This window comes from Pseudomonas sp. LBUM1662 (genome assembly GCF_059695915.1).
The window spans coordinates 840,457-858,588 of the sequence record NZ_CP166793.1; the positions used below are offsets into that span (position 1 = coordinate 840,457).

At 61.9% G+C, this 18,132-nt stretch carries 13 protein-coding genes; 11 read left to right on the plus strand and 2 right to left on the minus strand.

Features of this window, described 5'->3' with window-relative positions:
• Window positions 1-150 precede the first annotated feature (150 nt).
• The 5 genes from ACA049_RS03610 (at window position 151) to ACA049_RS03630 (ending at window position 6,068) form a co-directional block, all read left to right on the plus strand.
• Complete coding sequence (locus ACA049_RS03610; protein ID WP_497333198.1) at window positions 151-1,596, plus strand: SulP family inorganic anion transporter; 1,446 nt, start codon at window positions 151-153, stop codon at window positions 1,594-1,596.
• Window positions 1,597-1,893: 297 nt separating this feature from the next.
• Window positions 1,894-3,243 carry a GntT/GntP/DsdX family permease gene (locus ACA049_RS03615; protein WP_497333200.1) on the plus strand — a complete coding sequence of 450 codons (1,350 nt, stop codon included), beginning with the start codon at window positions 1,894-1,896 and terminating at the stop codon, window positions 3,241-3,243.
• Between the two features lie 15 nt (window positions 3,244-3,258).
• Window positions 3,259-4,119, plus strand: coding sequence for a MurR/RpiR family transcriptional regulator (locus ACA049_RS03620; RefSeq protein WP_497333202.1), 861 nt, complete (start codon window positions 3,259-3,261; stop codon window positions 4,117-4,119).
• Between the two features lies 1 nt (window position 4,120).
• Window positions 4,121-5,578, plus strand: a complete 1,458-nt coding sequence (locus ACA049_RS03625; RefSeq protein WP_497333204.1) for an N-acyl-D-amino-acid deacylase family protein — start codon at window positions 4,121-4,123, stop codon at window positions 5,576-5,578.
• Between the two features lie 121 nt (window positions 5,579-5,699).
• Window positions 5,700-6,068 carry a glyoxalase superfamily protein gene (locus ACA049_RS03630; protein WP_497333206.1) on the plus strand — a complete coding sequence of 123 codons (369 nt, stop codon included), beginning with the start codon at window positions 5,700-5,702 and terminating at the stop codon, window positions 6,066-6,068.
• Window positions 6,069-6,155: 87 nt separating this feature from the next.
• On the opposite strand, the gene ACA049_RS03635 is transcribed toward ACA049_RS03630, so the two are convergent.
• Both ACA049_RS03635 and gliR read right to left on the minus strand, forming a co-directional pair.
• Window positions 6,156-6,521 (minus strand): DUF6124 family protein, encoded by a 366-nt coding sequence (locus ACA049_RS03635; RefSeq protein ID WP_497333208.1) that lies wholly within the window; start codon window positions 6,519-6,521, stop codon window positions 6,156-6,158.
• Window positions 6,522-7,005: 484 nt separating this feature from the next.
• Window positions 7,006-8,022: an AraC family transcriptional regulator GliR gene (gene gliR / locus ACA049_RS03640; protein WP_497333210.1), complete on the minus strand. Its 1,017-nt coding sequence runs from the start codon at window positions 8,020-8,022 to the stop codon at window positions 7,006-7,008.
• Window positions 8,023-8,232: 210 nt separating this feature from the next.
• On the opposite strand from gliR, the gene ACA049_RS03645 reads away from it, so the two are divergent.
• From ACA049_RS03645 to ACA049_RS03670, 6 genes are all read left to right on the plus strand, one after another.
• Window positions 8,233-9,828: an FAD-binding oxidoreductase gene (locus tag ACA049_RS03645; protein WP_497333212.1), complete on the plus strand. Its 1,596-nt coding sequence runs from the start codon at window positions 8,233-8,235 to the stop codon at window positions 9,826-9,828.
• 5 nt (window positions 9,829-9,833) lie between these two features.
• On the plus strand, window positions 9,834-11,429 hold the full coding sequence (locus tag ACA049_RS03650) for a glycerol-3-phosphate dehydrogenase/oxidase (protein ID WP_497333214.1): 1,596 nt from the start codon (window positions 9,834-9,836) through the stop codon (window positions 11,427-11,429).
• A 20-nt stretch (window positions 11,430-11,449) separates the two neighbouring features.
• Window positions 11,450-13,018, plus strand: a complete 1,569-nt coding sequence (locus ACA049_RS03655; RefSeq protein ID WP_497333216.1) for an FGGY-family carbohydrate kinase — start codon at window positions 11,450-11,452, stop codon at window positions 13,016-13,018.
• Window positions 13,019-13,258: 240 nt separating this feature from the next.
• Window positions 13,259-14,548: a phospholipase gene (locus ACA049_RS03660; RefSeq protein ID WP_497333218.1), complete on the plus strand. Its 1,290-nt coding sequence runs from the start codon at window positions 13,259-13,261 to the stop codon at window positions 14,546-14,548.
• Window positions 14,549-14,618: 70 nt separating this feature from the next.
• The gene (locus tag ACA049_RS03665) at window positions 14,619-16,574 is read left to right on the plus strand and encodes a DUF1302 domain-containing protein (protein WP_497333220.1); all 1,956 of its coding nucleotides are present in this window, start codon (window positions 14,619-14,621) and stop codon (window positions 16,572-16,574) included.
• A 162-nt stretch (window positions 16,575-16,736) separates the two neighbouring features.
• Complete coding sequence (locus ACA049_RS03670; RefSeq protein WP_497333222.1) at window positions 16,737-18,110, plus strand: DUF1329 domain-containing protein; 1,374 nt, start codon at window positions 16,737-16,739, stop codon at window positions 18,108-18,110.
• The last annotated feature ends 22 nt before the right edge of the window (window positions 18,111-18,132 follow it).

Here is an 18,132-nt window from a genome sequence, read left to right on the forward strand (position 1 = left end):
TCTTCATAGGACACAGATTTTGTGTGCAACGGAGATCCACTGTGGGAGCGGGCTTGCTCGCGAAGGCGTCTTCGGCAGCCCGACAACTGGCCGGGCCGTGCTCAATTCCGTAACATCCGCCCCCTCTTTCCCTGTTGTGTCCGACCCTCCATGAAACCAAAACGTCTGCGCGCCGATGTCCTGGCCGGACTCACCACCTCTTTCGCCCTGCTCCCCGAATGCATTGCCTTCGCGCTGGTGGCTCACCTCAATCCGCTGATGGGGCTTTACGGGGCGTTCATCATTTGCACCCTGACCGCGCTCTTCGGCGGACGTCCGGGCATGGTGTCCGGTGCGGCTGGTTCGATGGCGGTGGTGATCGTCGCGCTGGTGGTGCAGCACGGCGCGCAGTATCTGCTCGCGACGGTGTTACTCGGGGGCCTGATCATGCTGGCGTTCGGGCTGCTGAGGCTGGGCAAGCTGGTGCGCATGGTGCCGCACCCGGTGATGCTCGGCTTCGTCAACGGCCTGGCGATCATCATTGCGCTGGCGCAACTTGAACATTTCAAGGAGGGCGAAACCTGGCTCAGCGGCACGCCGTTGTACATGATGACCGGGTTGGTGGCGGTGACGATGGCGATCGTTTACCTGCTGCCGCGCCTGACGCGTGCCGTGCCGCCGGCACTGGTGGCGATCCTGAGTGTCGGGCTGGCGGTTTACTTGCTTGGCCTGCCGACGCGCACCCTGGGTGACATGGCGCACATCGCCGGCGGCTTGCCGACCTTTGCGCTGCCGGACATTCCGTGGAGCCTGGAGACCCTGCGCATCATTGCGCCCTACGCGATCTTGATGGCGCTGGTCGGCCTGCTGGAAACCCTGCTGACGCTAAACCTCACCGACGAGATCACCGAGAGCCGTGGTTTCCCGGATCGTGAGTGCGTGGCGTTGGGCGCGGCCAACATGGTCTCCGGCGTGTTTGGCGGCATGGGTGGCTGCGCAATGATCGGTCAGACCGTCATCAACCTCAGCTCCGGTGGTCGTGGTCGCCTGTCCGGCGTGGTGGCTGGGGTGCTGATTCTGCTGTTCATTCTGTTTCTGTCGCCGCTGATCGAGCGCATCCCGTTGGCCGCACTGGTCGGCGTGATGTTCGTGGTATCGCAGCAGACGTTCGCCTGGGCTTCGTTGCGGGTGGTGAACAAGGTGCCGCTGAACGATGTCTTGGTGATCGTCGCGGTGACGGTCATCACGGTGTTCACCGACCTGGCCACCGCTGTGCTGTGCGGGATCATCATCGCGGCGCTCAACTTCGCCTGGCAGCAGGCTCGTGAGCTGTATGCCGACGCTCATGTCGAGGCCGATGGCAGCAAGCTTTATCACCTGCATGGCACGCTGTTTTTTGCCTCGACTACGCCGTTTCTCAATCAGTTCGATCCTGCCAACGATCCGCCTGTGGTGACCATCGACTGCCGCCACCTGAGCTTTGTCGACTACTCGGCCATCGCCGCGCTCAAAACGCTGCGTGAGCGTTATGCCAAGGCCGGCAAGCATCTGCGCGTGCTGCATTTGTCCGAGCGCTGCAAGAAACTGCTCAAGCGTGCCCGCGTGAATCACGACTGAATACCCTCCCGCAGATCGTTCCCACGCTCTGCGTGGGAATGCCTCACCGGATGCTCCGCGTCCGCTTCGGGACGCAGAGCGTCCCCGGCTACATTCCCACGCAGAGCGTGGGAACGATCAGCGTGAGGGCGATGTAAATCCGCTTGCCTGATTTTCATATCCACCGACGTCGCATACCTCTGCGCGACATCCCTTACCTCTACACGAAAATAACTTTCACCTCGTTTGAAAATCACGCCTCGAAATGATTTAAGAGTTTCACAATCCATTCGACGTGACCCTTTCGAGGAGTACCGCATGACCCTGTCCTTCGGCTATTGGCTGCTGGTGTATGCCGCCATCGCCATCATTGCCCTGATCGTTCTGATCGCCCGTTACCGACTCAATCCGTTCATCGTCATCACCCTGGTGTCCATCGGCCTGGCGCTGCTGGCGGGCATGCCGCCGTCCGGCGTTGTCGGCGCCTACGAGGCCGGGGTCGGCAAGACCCTGGGGCACATTGCGCTGGTGGTGGCGCTGGGCACGATGCTCGGCAAGATGATGGCCGAGTCCGGCGGCGCCGAGCAGGTGGCGCGGACCTTGATCGACCGCTTTGGCGAAAAGAACGCGCATTGGGCGATGGTCTGCATCGCGTTTCTGGTCGGGCTGCCGCTGTTCTTCGAGGTCGGTTTTGTGTTGCTGGTGCCGATCGCCTTTACCGTGGCGCGCCGCGTGGGCGTGTCGATTTTGATGGTCGGCTTGCCGATGGTCGCCGGGCTGTCGGTGGTGCATGCGCTGGTGCCGCCGCACCCGGCGGCGATGCTGGCGGTGCAGGTGTATGGGGCGTCGGTGGGGCAGACGTTGATGTACGCGATCCTGATCGGCATCCCGACCGCGATTATCGCCGGTCCGCTGTACGCCAAATTCATCGTGCCGCGCATTCAACTGCCGGCGGAGAACCCGCTGGAGCGGCAGTTCCTCGACCGCGAACCGCGCGACAGCCTGCCGGGTTTCGGCATCACCATGGCGACCATTCTGTTGCCGGTGGTGCTGATGCTGATCGGTGGCTGGGCCAACCTGATCTCCACGCCGGGCAGCGGTTTTAACCAGTTTCTGCTGTTCATCGGCAACTCGGTGATCGCCTTGTTGCTGGCGACGCTACTGAGTTTCTGGACCCTCGGCATCGCCCAGGGTTTCAACCGCGAATCGATCCTCAAATTCACCAACGAATGCCTGGCACCGACCGCCAGCATCACCTTGCTGGTCGGTGCCGGCGGTGGCTTGAACCGGATCCTGGTGGACGCCGGGGTCACCGATCAGATCGTCAGCCTGGCCCACGAATTTCACCTGTCGCCGTTGATTATGGGCTGGCTGTTTGCGGCGTTGATGAGGATCGCCACGGGTTCTGCCACGGTGGCGATGACCACGGCCTCGGGCATCGTCGCGCCGGTGGCCATCGGTCTGGGGTATCCGCATCCGGAGTTGCTGGTGCTGGCGACCGGCGCCGGGTCGGTGATTTTTTCCCACGTCAATGACGGCGGCTTCTGGTTGATCAAGGAATACTTCAACATGACCGTTGCCCAGACCTTCAAGACCTGGACCGTGCTCGAGACCATTATTTCGGTGGTGGCTTTTGCGCTGACCGTGGGTCTTTCTTACCTGATTTAACCGGAGCCGCCTGCCATGGACATCCTCTATCAGATCCGCGCCCGCCAGGATTCCTTCAGCGCCGGTGAAGGACGCATCGCTCGGCTGATGCTCGATGACGTCGGCTTTGCCTCCGCCGCCAGCCTCGATGAGCTGGCGCAGCGGGCGGAAGTCAGCACCGCCACGTTGTCGCGGTTTGCCCGCACGGTGGGCTGTCGCGACTTGCGCGATCTGCGCCTGCAACTGGCTCAGGCCAGCGGCGTCGGCAGCCGTTTCCTCGACCCGGCGGGCACGCCCGACCAGTCGGCGTTTTACGGGCAGATCGTCGGCGATATCGAGTCGACCCTGCGTCAGCACCTGTCGGCGTTCGACGAGTCGCGTTTCGCCGATGCGGTGAAACTGCTGGGCAGGGCGCGGATGATTCATGCGTTCGGCATGGGCGGTTGCTCGACCTTGTGCAGCGATGAACTGCAAGTGCGCCTGGTGCGCTTCGGCTACCCGATTGCGGCGTGCCACGACCCGGTGATGATGCGCGTCACCGCCGCCAGCCTCGATGCCGAACGCGCCGTCATTGCCTGCTCGCTGACCGGCATCACCCCCGAACTGATCGAAGCCGTGGAACTGGCGCGAAACTATGGCGCACGGATTATCGCCATCACCCGCGCCGATTCGCCGCTGGCGCAATTGGCTGATGTGCTGCTGCCGCTGCAAGGCGTCGAGACCTCGTTCATCTACAAACCCACGGCGGCGCGCTACGGCATGCTGCTGGCCATCGACGTGCTTGCCACCGAGCTGGCGCTGGCCAATCCTGAAAACAATCAAGAACGTCTGCGGCGGATCAAACTCGCCCTCGACGATTACCGCGGCGGCGACGATCACTTGCCGCTGGGAGACTGACATGATGTACGACACGCTGATCCGCAACGCCCTGATCATCGACGGCAGCAACAGCCCCGGTTACCCCGCCGATGTGGCGATTCTGAATGGCCGCATCGAACGTATCGGCGACTTGCACGAGGCCACCGCCACCGAAGAAATCGACGCCGCCGGCCGCGTGCTGGCGCCCGGTTTTATCGACGTGCACACCCACGACGACACCGTGGTGATCCGCCAGCCGCAGATGCTGCCCAAGCTCAGCCAGGGCGTGACCACGGTGATTGTCGGCAACTGCGGGATCAGCGCGTCACCGGTGAGCCTGCGCGGCGATCCGCCGGACCCGATGAACCTGCTCGGCACCTCGGCAGCCTTTGTTTATCCGACGTTCAGCGATTACCGCGCAGCGGTCGAAGCGGCGAACACCACGTTGAACGTGGCGGCGCTGGTCGGCCACACCGCGTTGCGCAGCAACCACCTCGACGACCTGTTCCGCACCGCCACGGCGGATGAAATCAGCGCGATGCGCGAGCAACTGCGCGAAAGCCTGGAGGCCGGTGCATTGGGCTTATCCACAGGCCTGGCGTACGCCAGCGCGTTCTCGGCTTCCACCGATGAAGTGATGCAGCTAACCGAAGAACTGACGGCTTTCGGCGCGGTGTACACCACCCATTTGCGCAGCGAATTCGAACCGGTGCTGGAGGCCATGGACGAAGCCTTCCAGATCGGTCGCCATGCGAAATCCCCGGTGATCATTTCCCACCTCAAATGCGCCGGGGCCGGCAACTGGGGGCGCAGTCCGCAAGTGCTGGCATCCCTTGAGGAAGCGGCGAAAACTCACCCGGTAGGCTGCGATTGTTATCCCTACGCGGCGAGTTCTTCGACGCTGGACCTCAAGCAAGTCACCGACGCCCATCGCATCACCATCACCTGGTCGACGCCGCACCCGGAGCTTGGCGGTCGCGACCTGATGGACATCGCTGCCGAATGGAACGTGCCCTTGCTCGAAGCTGCCCGCCGCTTGCAACCGGCCGGCGCGGTGTACTACGGAATGGATGAATCGGACGTACGAAGAATCCTCGCGCACCCGCTCTCGATGGTCGGCTCTGACGGATTGCCGGAAGACCCGTTCCCGCATCCACGCCTGTGGGGCGCATTCCCACGCGTTCTCGGACATTTCAGTCGCGACGTCGGGCTGTTTCCGCTGCACACCGCGGTACACAAAATGACCGGGCTGTCGGCGGCGCGGTTTGGCTTGAAGGAGCGCGGCGAAATCCGCGAAGGGCATTGGGCTGATCTGGTGTTGTTCAATCCAGTGACCATTCGCGACGTGGCGGACTTCAACGACCCGCAACAGGCGGCTGAAGGGATCGACGGCGTGTGGGTCAACGGCGTGTTGAGTTACAGCGAAGGGCAGGCGAACGGGAAAAGGGAAGGGCGGTTTTTGGCGCGGGAAGGGGATTTGCGTGACGGGTTTCAGTGAGCATTCTTTGTGGTCTGTCACACTGGTGGCACATTGCAATTAAAGAAAGCCGGCACGAAGCCGAAGCGCTGACATTCGACCCAGCTACAATCGGGTGTCTTTTCAGTCAGGGAGTAACTGCATGAGCTTCGGTAAAACCACCCCGATCCTGCGGATTTTTGATGAAGCCAAGGCGTTGGAATTCTACGTCGACTTCCTCGGCTTCAAGATCGACTGGCAGCACCGTTTCGAAGCGAACTTCCCGTTGTACTTGCAGGTGTCTCGTGGCGAATGCGTGTTGCACCTGTCCGAGCACCACGGCGATGCGACACCGGGGTCGGCCTTGCGGATCGAGACCGATGAGCTTGAGGTGTTTCAGCAGCAACTGATCGCCAAGGAATACGCGTTTTCGCATCCACAGATTCAGGCGATGCCGTGGGGCAGCCAGGACATGACCATTGCCGACCCGTTCGGCAATCGGTTGGTGTTCACCAACGCGATCAGCCTCTGAGCGGAAAAATTGTAAGCGGCACAAAAAAGCCCGCAGCCAAACCCTTCTGGTTTGGCTGCGGGCTTTTTTCGTTCATGGACGCATTGATCAGTCAGTGGGCACTAATTTATCCAGCACTTGATTGACCGCCATTTCCGCCACCATGACCACCTGGGCAATACCTTGCACGGTTTTGCGGTGCGAGCCTTCGAGCAAGGCGGCGAAGTCGTTGAGCATGACGGTGGCTGAGCCCAGGGTTTCACTGGCGTCGGTCAGCAAGGGTTCAGTACCGGATTCCGGGTTGGCCATGTAGAGGCGGTTGGGTTGGTAGGGTTTGGCCATGATGTGGGCGGCCGGAGGGCCCAGATAGTGGTTGAGCGCGCGCTCGGCGGCTTCGTGGAATTTCTTTGATTCCGGTGTTTCGTAGGGGGAGGCCGGATCGGTGTCCGGTGGGTTTGGCGTAACTTTTAACATGGGGGACTAACCTCAAGTAAGGCTGCGTCCATCTCGCTGCTAAACGAATTGGGTGGCAGCTGTGCGCAAGTTAGCAGACCGGTAGTCACCCAAACCCGGCGCACCCGAAGGTGCCATGCGCACAGCCACCATCAAGCGCAGGCAAATGCCTGACTGGATGAGACTCGTACGGCCGGGCAACTATCCGGGCTGCTAAACCCGATCACTGTGAATCAGTGACGCGATCCAAGTTACCGAGCAGCCCCCAAGCGCACAAGCCGGCGGATTCTGGCGTAGTCGTAGGCAGCGGCGCAAGGATCTGTGGGCGTTGTCGCGTAACGTTGAGTGTCTTTAAACATCTGCAATGAAAGATGTTTATTGCGTTGTTGTGACGGACGCCTTCGCGAGCAAGCCCGCTCCCACACTGAACCTCAGTGAGCACCTATTTTGTGTATGACTTATATCGAGTGTGGGAGCGGGCTTGCTCGCGAAGAGGCCGGTGCAGTCACACCCGGTAAGTCTGGCGAAACTCGCCGGGCGGCATCCCGCGCCGGCTCTTGAACGTACGGTGAAACGAGCGCGGTTCGGTGAAACCCAGGTACTGGGCGATGTCCTGAATCGGCAAGGTGCTGTTGAGCAGGTAATGCTCGGCCAGTTCCTGGCGCAGGTCGTCGAGGATTTGCTGGTACGACGTGCCGGCCTGATGCAACTGGCGTTGCAGCGTGCGCACTGATACGGCGAGATGCTCGGCCACTTGCTCCTTGCGTGGCAGGCCTTCCTTGAGCAACTGGCGCAGGATGCTTTTGACCCGCTGTTCCAGCGACGCGTCCTCCAGCGTCGCCATCAAACCTTGGGCATGTTCTTCCAGAGTGCGCAGCAATTGCGCATCGGCCTGGCGTAATGGCAACTGTAAATACGGCAACGGCACAATCAGCGCCGAATACGGCTGGTCGAACAGCACCGGGCAGTCGAAGAATTGCTCGTACTGCGCCAGCGTCGTGTCGGCCGGACGTGCATGTTCCAGCCAGACGGCGGCCGGCGACATCTGTGTATCAGCGATCCAGCGGGCGTATTGCAGCCAGGAGCCGAGTACGTTTTCCACCAGGTGTCGGCGAATGCGCGGGCGTTGATAGCGGCAGGTCCAGATCAGGTGCACGTGGCTGTCCTGAACCTCGGCGCGGCTGACGCCCATGTCGCCCACCAGTTTCTCGAACGGCATGATGCGGCTCATGGCATCGCCCAGTGTCGCGCAGTTCATGGTGATGTAACCCAGCACGCTCCAGGAGTTGGGCAACACAAAACGCGCGGCGTTGAGACCGAACAACGGATCACCCGAGTGTTCGCAGAAATAATCGAGCAAGCGTTCATGGGCTTCACCCGGCAACCGCAGGCTGTTGTCGCTCAACTGCTGCGCCTGCAACCCGGCCGCCGCCAACGCAGGCTCGATGGCCATGCCCAGCTGTTCGGCGTGACGCAGGTATTTGAGCAGCGGCGGAACGGAAGTGAAGCCCAGGGATTGCATGATCGTATTCCTTTGATCAAGGCCCGCGTGCGCGGATGAATGCGCTGAAAGGTAATTTGAAACCACGGCTAAAGTAAATGGCTGACGTATGCGCGACATTTGACTCAATTGGCTACTCGAACTGGCCGGATGCGACCGTGACACTTTCGGCCGGCTGACTAGTATGGGGGCCTGAAATATCACCAATAAGAACCGCAAAAGGACACACGCATGCGACGCTGGAACGGCTGGGGAGATGCAACCACGGTGGTCGAACTGCCGGCCCAGGGCGCGAGTTTTCTCGCCGAGCGGCTGGGTGACGGTCGAGCGTTGCCCGATGCCACGCTGGAAACGGCATTGGCCCGCGTGCCGGCCTCGCGGTTGCAGGAACACGCCTTGTACAGCGTGGCTGCGCAGGATCGTCTGCTGCATGCGCGGGGTCAGAGCCTGCCGGACTGGTTGGCGCTGCGTGAAGGCGCGCTGGGGAATTATCCCGACGCCGTGGCCTTTCCCGAGAGTGCCGAACAGATTCGCCAATTGCTGGCGCTCGCTCATGAACAGGACCTGTGCCTGATTCCTTATGGCGGCGGCACTTCGGTGGCCGGGCACATCAACCCACCACGTTCTGCGCGGCCAGTGGTGACGGTGTCTCTGGCACGTATGAGTCGCCTGCTGGACCTCGACGAACAAAGCCTGCTGGCGACCTTCGGCCCTGGCGCGACGGGGCCGCAGGTGGAAAGTCAGCTGCGCGCCCGGGGCTACACGCTGGGGCATTTTCCGCAGTCGTGGGAGCTGTCGACCCTGGGCGGATGGGTCGCCAGTCGCTCCAGTGGCCAGCAATCGTTGCGCTACGGGCGCATCGAGCAACTGTTTGCCGGCGGGACCCTGGAAACCTTTGCAGGACCTTTGGAAATCGCCACGTTCCCGGCCTCGGCCGCCGGGCCCGATCTGCGCGAAGTGGTGTTGGGCTGCGAGGGCCGTTTCGGGATTATTTCCCAGGTCAAGGTTCGGGTCAGCGCATTGCCCGCCGATGAGCGTTTTTATGGCGTGTTTCTGCCCAGTTGGACCCAGGCGCTGCAAGCCATCCGCCAGTTGGCCCAGGCGCGGGTGCCACTGTCCATGCTGCGCTTGTCCAACGCGGTGGAAACCGAGACCCAGCTGGCGTTGGCCGGTCACCCGCAGCAGATCGCCTGGCTGGAAAAGTATCTGAGCTTGCGCGGAGCGGGTGAAGGCAAATGCCTGCTGACGTTTGGCGTGACCGGTAATCGCCGACAAAATGCGCTGTCCCTGAGCCAGGCGCGCCAGCATCTGAAGGCGTTCGGTGGGGTGTTTACCGGCACCTTGCTCGGCAAGAAATGGGCGCAGAACCGCTTCCGTTTTCCCTACCTGCGCGAGAACTTGTGGAACGCCGGTTATGTGGTCGACACCCTGGAAACGGCCACCGACTGGAGCAACGTCGATAACCTGCTCACGCTGATCGAAAACAGCCTGCGCGACGCCTTGGCGGCTGAAGGCGAGCGGGTGCATGTCTTCACTCACCTGTCCCACGTCTACGGCGAAGGCTCGAGCATCTACACCACCTATGTGTTTCGCCCTGCGGCGGACTATCCCGCCACGCTGGCCCGCTGGCAGGCGCTCAAGCACGCGGCCAGCCAGACCATCGTCGACAACCACGGCACCATCAGCCATCAGCACGGCGTGGGCAAGGACCACGCGCCGTACCTGCTGCGCGAGAAGGGCGCGCTGGCGATGGACACCCTGCAGGCGCTGAGCCGGCACTTCGATCCAGCCGGGCGACTGAACCCCGGCACGCTGTTGCAGGAGTGACGGCCGTGAGCCCGAACTGGAACGCCGCGTGGCGACAGCAAGTGCTGCCGACGCTGGCGGATGAAACCTGGGACCTGATCGTCATCGGCGGCGGCATCAGCGGCGCCGGCATCCTGCGCGAAGCCGCGCGCCGTGGCTGGCGTTGCCTGCTGCTGGAGCAACGGGATTTTGCCTGGGGCACGTCCAGTCGATCCTCGAAAATGGTCCATGGCGGCTTGCGTTACATCGCCAAGGGCCAGTGGCGCCTGACCCGCGATTCGGTTCGCGAACGCCAGCGCCTGCTCGACGAAGCGCCGGGGCTGGTGGAGCCGATGAGTTTCATGATGCCGCATTACCGTGGCGGCTTTCCCGGACCTCGCGTGCTGGGTGGTTTGTTATCGGTCTATGACGCGTTGGCCGGACGGCGCAGCCATCGCTTTCATGACGCGCAACAACTGCGTTATCTGGCGCCGGGGGTGAAGGAACATGACCTGCTGGGCGGCACCTGTTTTGTCGATGCGCTGACCGATGATGCCCGTCTGGTGATGCGCGTATTGAGCGAAGCCCGGGCCGATGGCGCCGTGGTGCTCAACGGCGTGCGCGTGCAGCAATTGCTGCGTGAAGAGGGACGGGTGTGCGGGGTTCAGGTCGAGGACTGCGAAGGTGGCGCGCCACTGCAATTGCGTTGTGGCGTGCTGGCCGTGGCCACCGGCGCCTGGGCCGAGCGCTTGCGCATGCCCGATGCCCCGCGTCAGTTACGCCCGTTACGTGGCAGTCACTTGTTGCTGCCGGGCTGGCGCCTGCCGGTGGCGCAGGCCTTCACTTTCCTGCACGAGCGCGACCGTCGACCGGTGTTCGTTTTTCCGTGGGAGGGCGCCACGGTCGTCGGCACCACGGACCTCGATCATCAAGGCGATCTGGACCAGAGCGCCAGCATCAGCGCTGATGAACTCGACTATCTGCTGGCAGCCTGTACTCAACAGTTTCCCCAAGCCGAAGTAGTCGCTGGCGACGTGCTGTCGACCTGGTCCGGGGTGCGTCCGGTGGTGGGCAGCGCGCCGGGTGAACATCAAGGCAAACCGTCGAATGAAACCCGAGAGCATGTGCTGTGGCAGGAGCCGGGCTGCGTGACCCTGGCCGGCGGCAAGCTGACCACCTTTCGCCCGCAGGCCATCGAAGTGCTCAAGGCCTGCGCGACCATGCTCGAGCGCCCCTTCAATGACGACGCCGCACCGGTGTTTGCCGTGGTTCCGCCGCTGGCAATTGCGGGGCTCAGTGGCAACCAGTGGCGGCGCCTGGCCGGGCGACATGGCCGCGACCTGCCGAGGCTGGCGACACTGATCGCGGAACTGGGCCATGCCAACGTTGGCGCCACGGACACCTTGTGGGCGGAGCTGGCGTTTGCCTGTGATTCGGAGATGGTTTTGCACCTGGATGACTTGCTGTTGCGCCGAACCCGGCTGGGCTTGTTGTTGCCGCACGGTGGCGAGGAATACTTTGCAGCCATCCGCCAACTCTGCCAGCCACGTCTCGGCTGGGACGACGAGCATTGGCAGCAGGAGTTGCAGCGTTACCGGGCGTTATGGCAACGCCATCACAGTCTGCCGGATGCCGCGCATTGATGCCCATTGAAGAGAGCTCCATGGATAACCACCCGAACAAGCGTTACCTGCTGGCCATCGACAATGGCACCCAGAGCGTGCGCGCGCTGCTCTTCGACCTGCAGGGCAATTTGCTGGGCAAAGGCAAGGTCGAGTTGCAGGCCTATTACTCGACTCAACCCGGCTGGGCCGAGCAGGACCCGGAATATTACTGGGCGAAACTGGGCGAGGCCTGCCAGCAGGTGTGGCAGCAAACCGGTATCGATCGCTCACAGATTGCCGGCGTCTCCCTGACTACCCAGCGCGGCACCGTGATCAACGTCGATGCCCAAGGCAAGCCGTTGCGCCCGGCGATCCTGTGGCTCGATCAACGCCAGAGCGAAGTCGAAGGCGGGATCAAGGGGCCGTGGGGCTGGCTGTTCAAACTGGTCGGCGCGCAAGCCACCGTGGATTATTTTCGCGCCCAGGCCGAGGCCAACTGGATCGCCCGCCACCAGCCTGAAGTCTGGGCGGCGACCGACAAGTTTTTGCTGCTCTCGGGGTTTCTCACTCATCGCCTGTGCGGGCGCTTTGTTGATTCCGTGGGCTGTTGCGTCGGCTACCTGCCGTTCGATTTCAAACGTCTGAAATGGGCTGCGCCCAGCGACTGGAAATGGCAGGCGCTAACGGTGCGTCCCGAGCAATTGCCGAGCCTGCTCAAACCCGGTGAAACCCTGGGCTACATCAGCGCCGAGGCCAGCCGTCACACCGGCATTCCCGAAGGCCTGCCGTTGATCGCTGCTGGCGCCGACAAGGCTTGCGAAGTCGTGGGTTCCGGCGTCGTCGACGCAGACACGGTGTGCCTGTCCTACGGCACCACGGCGACGATCACCAGCACCCGGTCACGCTACCTGGAAATCGTCCCGTTGATCCCGCCTTACCCGTCGGCGGTGCCGGATCAATACAACTGCGAGGTGATGATTTATCGCGGCTACTGGATGGTCAGCTGGTTCAAGAACGAGTTCGGCCTGCGAGAAATGCAGCAGGCCAAAGCGTTGGGCATAGAACCTGAGGAACTCTTTGATGCACTGGTCGACGCCGTACCGCCGGGGTCCATGGGGCTGATGCTGCAACCCTACTGGTCGCCGGGTATCCGCGAGCCTGGAGTGGAAGCCAAGGGCGCGATGATCGGCTTCGGCGACGTGCATACCCGCGCGCACATTTACCGGGCGATCCTCGAAGGGCTGGCGTATGCCTTGCGCCAGGGCATGGAGAAGATCGAGAAGCGTTCGAACATCTCCGTCAAGCGGTTGCGTGTCGCCGGTGGCGGCTCCCAGAGTGATGCGGCGATGCAGCTCACGGCGAACATTTTTGGCCTGCCGGCCGAGCGTCCGCATGTGTACGAAGCGTCCGGCCTGGGCGCGGCGATTTGCTGCGCGGTGGGGCTGGGTCTGTACGCGGATTTTCCCACGGCGATCGCGGCCATGACTCGGGTCGGTGCGGTGTTCATGCCGCAACCTGAGGCGCAGCAGATCTATGAGCGACTGTACAAAGAGGTCTACCTGCGCATGTACCGTCAGCTCAAACCGTTGTACCAAAGCATCCGCAAAATCACCGGTTACCCCGCCTGAAATAACACCGGAGATCCCCTGTGGGAGCGGGTTTGCTCGCGAATGCGGTGTGTCAGTCACTACTGATTTCACTGACACACCGCATTCGCGAGCAAGCCCGCTCCCACATTGGACCGAGGTGTTTTTTGCGCCGGGAGCGTGGCGCTATCGGAGAACTTTTCTGGTGAGATTGGACAGTGTCAGGGGCAGGGTCGGTTGTTAGGCTCAACCCCACTGCTCATCCAATAAGAACCAAAAGCAATGAAGCTGACATTCCTCCTGCTGCTGCTTTGTGGAACGGCACCGATGGCGTGGGGCTGGTCCAACCATACGGTCGGCAGCTACCTGGCGTTGCAGGATCTGCCGGTTTTGCACGATGCCCCGCAGGTCGAGGTCGAGCCGCTGGAGCAGTTTCTCGCGCAACAATACCCCGCCGTATCCGCGCTGCTGGAGGAACAGGAACGCTTCGCCCGCGAGCACTTTGCTCAATACCCGCCGCGCCCCGACAACCTGAAATTGCCAACGGTACCTGGGGACAATCTGCGCCACGATTTCCTCACCGCGTTGCGGATCAACCCGCAGATTCATCTGGCAATGGTTATCCAGCCGATGCCGGGCAAGGATCTGCCCGAGCGTGAACACCTGAAAGCCGAACAGGTCATGGTTGAGCAGACCCTGTCGCCGTGGAATCGCCAGCGTTTCATCCGTGTGGTTGATGGTGAAAAAGTAGCGCCCCTGGCCGTGTTGGCCAGCGCCGCCGACGAGCCGGATTACGGCCACGACATCAACCTGTTCAGCGACAACCCAGGTGAGGTGGGCGCGTTGTACGGCTTCGGCCCGCAGCCTTTTGGTGATGCCCGGTTTCAGTACAGCTCCCAGGCGCCGTTCCACATGGGGTTCTTCCATGAAAGTGCGGTGGTGTACGCCGCGGCCGGATTTCTTCAGCGCAGCTGGCCGGACTGGCGCGCCTATCAATACATGGGGTTGGCGCGGCTGGCGTTTTCCACTGGCCATCCTTACTGGGGTTATCGGTTTCTCGGTTGGGGCCTGCACCACGTTCAGGACCTGACCCAGCCTTATCACGCCAAGCCACTGCCCGGGGTCGAACTGGCGAGCCTGCTGCTACTGGAAAGCAAGGCACTGGCCGGCTTCGATGCCGACAAGCATGCAGCCATCGAACGGGTCGCCACCCGGCACATGGAAGTGGAGAAATATCAGTCGACCTGGCTGCGTCGCTTGCTGCGCGCTGGCCAGGCACATCCGATGCTCGATGCTTATGCCGACGCTGCACACGACGCCAGTTACCCACCGTACTCGGTCGACTACCTGCGCGAAGTGGTGAGCGCCGAATCCGCCGACGAATCCGCAGCCTTTGATGACGCCATCGGGCAGTGGCTGGACAAGGCTCCGATCACCAGCGATTTCAGCACCGCAAACCAGGTGCAGCGCGAAGATTTCGATCATCCGGCACTTAACCAACAGCTGTTCAAACTGCTGGGGCAGTTCGGCGCACACAGCCGGATTTATGTCAGTGCGGGCTTGGCGCCATAGCCTTCGCGGCCAAGTTGCCCACTCACACAGACACCCTAAAAACAATAAAACCAGGGAAGAGGAAAAGATCATGAGAACCCGATTTCGCCTGTCTGGCGCGGCGCTCCACGGCGTCGGCCTGGCGGGGCTGCTGCAACTGTGCGCGGTCGACGGCGTGCAGGCCGAGGAATTCAGTGTGCTGGACAATTCGGTCACCGGCTCGTTCGACAGCACCTTGTCCTATGGCCGCTTGTGGCGGGTCCAGGGCCGGGACAAGAGCAACGATGACGTCAACACCAACGACGGCAATCGCAACTTCGACACCGGGCTGGTTTCGGAGGTGTACAAGATCACCTCGGAGCTGGAGGCCAACTATCAGAACTACGGGATGTTCATGCGCGGCACCGCGTTTTATGACACCCAACTGATGGACAAGCGCAACGATTACTACCGCAACAACAACCCCTCGCAACCGAGCCAGAGTTACCCGCAGGACGACCACTTCACCAGTCAGACCCGTGATATCGCCGGCAGCCGGGTTGAGATGCTCGACGCGTACCTCTATGGCAACTGGGACGTCGCGCAGATGCCGGTCACGGCCCGTATCGGACGCCAGGTGTTCAACTGGGGCGAGGGGATTTTCTACCGTGGCGGAATCAACACCACCAACCCGGTGGACGCGGCCAAATACCGTTTGCCCGGTGCCGAAGTCAAGGAAGTGCTGGTGCCGGTGGAAGCGCTCAGCTTCAACATCGGCCTGACCGACACCCTGACCATGGAAAGCTTTTACCAGACCAACTGGAAAGAAACCCGCATCGACCCGGTCGGTACGTTCTACTCGCAGACGGACCTGTTCGCCGACGGCGGCAACACCGGCTACAACAACTTTACCGATACTGCGCTGGACACTCCGGTGCCTGGTTTTGGCAATGTGATCGGTTTGTACAGTGCGCTGGGCAACAACCCGTTGCTCAGCCAGGCATTGAGTACCACCGGCCTTTACGCCAACGGAGTGACCCCCACCTTTGGCAATACCGTCAAGGTGGCCTCGGTCGGCAAGGATTACAACGCGCGCAACGACGGCCAGTTCGGTTTTGCCTTTCGCTACATCGCCGAAGCACTCAACAGCACCGAGTTCGGGTTGTACATGGTCAATTACCACGCCAAGGAACCGACCATTTCCGCTGATCTGGGCGGGTACAAGGGCATCGACATGAATGCCCTGACCAGCCTGTTGACCGGTGTTGCCGGCAGTCAGGCGGGGCAACTGGCCAACGGCCTGGCGACCGTGGATGTGCTGGGCAATATTCAGGCGCATCGGCGCTACGCCGAAGACATCCGCATGTACGGCTTCAGTTTCAACACCACCCTGGGCCAGGCGTCGGTGTTCGGTGAAGTGGCCTATCGTCCGAACCTGCCCATCGGCGTTGCGGCCACCAACGACCTGATCGGCGACCTGGCCAACGGCGCTGCCGCAGCGGCCGCCGGCCAGACCATCAACATTGGCGGGCAACAGGTCACGCTCGACAGCCAGATCAATAACGCTGTGCGGGTCGAAGCGTTCAACACCTCAGTCGGTACCATTTACAACTTTGGCCCGAGTATGTCGTTCGACTCGATGTTCGGCGTGTTCGAACTGGCGTCCGAGCACCTGCGTGGCAGCAGTTTGCAGTACACCGCGTACGACGGCAGTACCCGTTACTACGCTGGCACCGGTAACTTTTCCTATGTGTCCGGCGGCGACCGCACCGACCAGGTCAACCGCAACTCCTACAGCTACACCGCAATGTTGAACGGCACCTGGAACGACGTATATGCCGGGGTCAACGTCTCGCCTTATGTCGTCTACAAGGATGACTTCGAGGGCAACAGTTATCAGGCGGGCAACACTATCGAGGGCCGCAAGGCCTACACCTTGGGGATCAAGGCCAACTACCAGAACAAGCTGGAAGCCGAGCTGCAATACACCGAGTTCTACGGCGGCGGGCAGGACAACGGCCTGCGTGACCGCGACAACGTCGGCTTCAACCTCAAGTACTTCCTTTGATTGCTACACGCAAACCAAATGTGGGAGCGGGCTTGCTCGCGAAGAGGGCGGCACATCCAACACAGATGTCGCCTGATACATCGCCTTCGCGAGCAAGCCCGCTCCCACATTGGATCTTCTGTGTCTTGCAGACCGCAGCAGGATTTATTTCGGAGAACGATCATGTTTCACACGTCACGACTGACCAAAACCACGCTGGCGCTGGTCCTGAGCCTCGCAGCCGGCAGCACGCTGGCCGCCATCTCGCCCCAGCAAGCCGAACAACTGAAAACCACCCTGACGCCGCTGGGCGCCGAGCGTGCCGGCAACGCCGCCGGGACCATTCCGGCCTGGGCCGGCGGCATCACCCAGGCGCCGGCCGGCTACAAACCGGGGCAGCACCACCCGGACCCGTTCGCGGCGGACAAACCGCTGTTCACCATCACCAAGGCCAACCTTGATCAATACAAGGCCCACCTCAGCCCGGGTCAGATTGCACTGTTCAACAGTTACCCCGACACCTTCCAGATGCCGGTCTATTCCACTCGCCGATCGGGCTCGGCGCCACAGTGGCTGTATGACAACACCTTCAAGAATGCGACCTCGGCCAAGTTGCTCGAGGGCGGTAGCGGGTTTGCCGATGCCTATGGCGGTGTGCCGTTCCCGGTGCCCAAGGACGGCATCGAAGTGCTGTGGAACCACATCACCCGTTATCGCGGCATCTATGTGGTGCGTCGTGCCTCCGAAGCGCCGGTCCAGCGCAACGGCAGCTTCGCGCTCGTGACCTCGCAGCAGGAAGGGCTCTTCAACTATTACCGGCCGGGCGGGCAGTTCGCCGACCTGAAAAACATCCTGTTCTACTACCTGGCGTTCGTGAAGAGCCCGGCCCGGCTGGCCGGTGGCGCGGCGTTGATTCACGAGACCCTGGACCAGCTCAAGGACCCGCGTCAGGCCTGGGTCTACGACGCCGGCCAACGCCGTGTGCGCCGCGCGCCGAACCTGGCGTATGACACGCCGATCGCTTCATCCGACGGCCTGCGCACGGCGGACGATACCGACCTGTTCAACGGCTCGCCGGATCGCTACGACTGGAAGCTCAAGGGCAAGCAAGAGGTCTACATTCCGTACAACAACTACAAAGTCGGCAGCCCTGAGGTGAAGTACGCACAGTTGCTCACGCCGGGCCACCTCAACCCGCAATTCACCCGCTACGAGCTGCACCGGGTCTGGGTGGTCGAAGGCACGCTCAAGCCAGGCTCGCGGCATATTTATTCCAAACGCGTGTTGTTTCTGGACGAGGACAGTTGGGGCGCCGCGCTGGTGGATCAATATGACGGGCGAGGGGAGTTGTGGCGGGTGTCGATGGCCTACCTGAAAAACTTCTACGACCTGCCCACCACCTGGAGCGCGCTCGATGTCTTCCATGACTTGCAGGCGCGTCGTTACTACGTGCAGAACCTGGACAACGAAGAACCCGCCACCGTGGACTTCGCCCAACCGGTGCCGGAAGACGCGTATTTCATGCCGTCGGCCTTGCGTCAGCGCGGGACGCGGTGACTCACCTGACGCATTCGCGAGC

Coding starts and splice junctions, on each gene's coding strand:
- ACA049_RS03610 (WP_497333198.1), top strand. CDS start 151: ATGAAACCAAAACGTCTGCGCGCCGATGTCCTGGCCGGACTCACCACC.
- ACA049_RS03615 (WP_497333200.1), top strand. CDS start 1,894: ATGACCCTGTCCTTCGGCTATTGGCTGCTGGTGTATGCCGCCATCGCC.
- ACA049_RS03620 (WP_497333202.1), top strand. CDS start 3,259: ATGGACATCCTCTATCAGATCCGCGCCCGCCAGGATTCCTTCAGCGCC.
- ACA049_RS03625 (WP_497333204.1), top strand. CDS start 4,121: ATGATGTACGACACGCTGATCCGCAACGCCCTGATCATCGACGGCAGC.
- ACA049_RS03630 (WP_497333206.1), top strand. CDS start 5,700: ATGAGCTTCGGTAAAACCACCCCGATCCTGCGGATTTTTGATGAAGCC.
- ACA049_RS03635 (WP_497333208.1), bottom strand. CDS start 6,521: ATGTTAAAAGTTACGCCAAACCCACCGGACACCGATCCGGCCTCCCCC.
- gliR (WP_497333210.1), bottom strand. CDS start 8,022: ATGCAATCCCTGGGCTTCACTTCCGTTCCGCCGCTGCTCAAATACCTG.
- ACA049_RS03645 (WP_497333212.1), top strand. CDS start 8,233: ATGCGACGCTGGAACGGCTGGGGAGATGCAACCACGGTGGTCGAACTG.
- ACA049_RS03655 (WP_497333216.1), top strand. CDS start 11,450: ATGGATAACCACCCGAACAAGCGTTACCTGCTGGCCATCGACAATGGC.
- ACA049_RS03660 (WP_497333218.1), top strand. CDS start 13,259: ATGAAGCTGACATTCCTCCTGCTGCTGCTTTGTGGAACGGCACCGATG.
- ACA049_RS03665 (WP_497333220.1), top strand. CDS start 14,619: ATGAGAACCCGATTTCGCCTGTCTGGCGCGGCGCTCCACGGCGTCGGC.
- ACA049_RS03670 (WP_497333222.1), top strand. CDS start 16,737: ATGTTTCACACGTCACGACTGACCAAAACCACGCTGGCGCTGGTCCTG.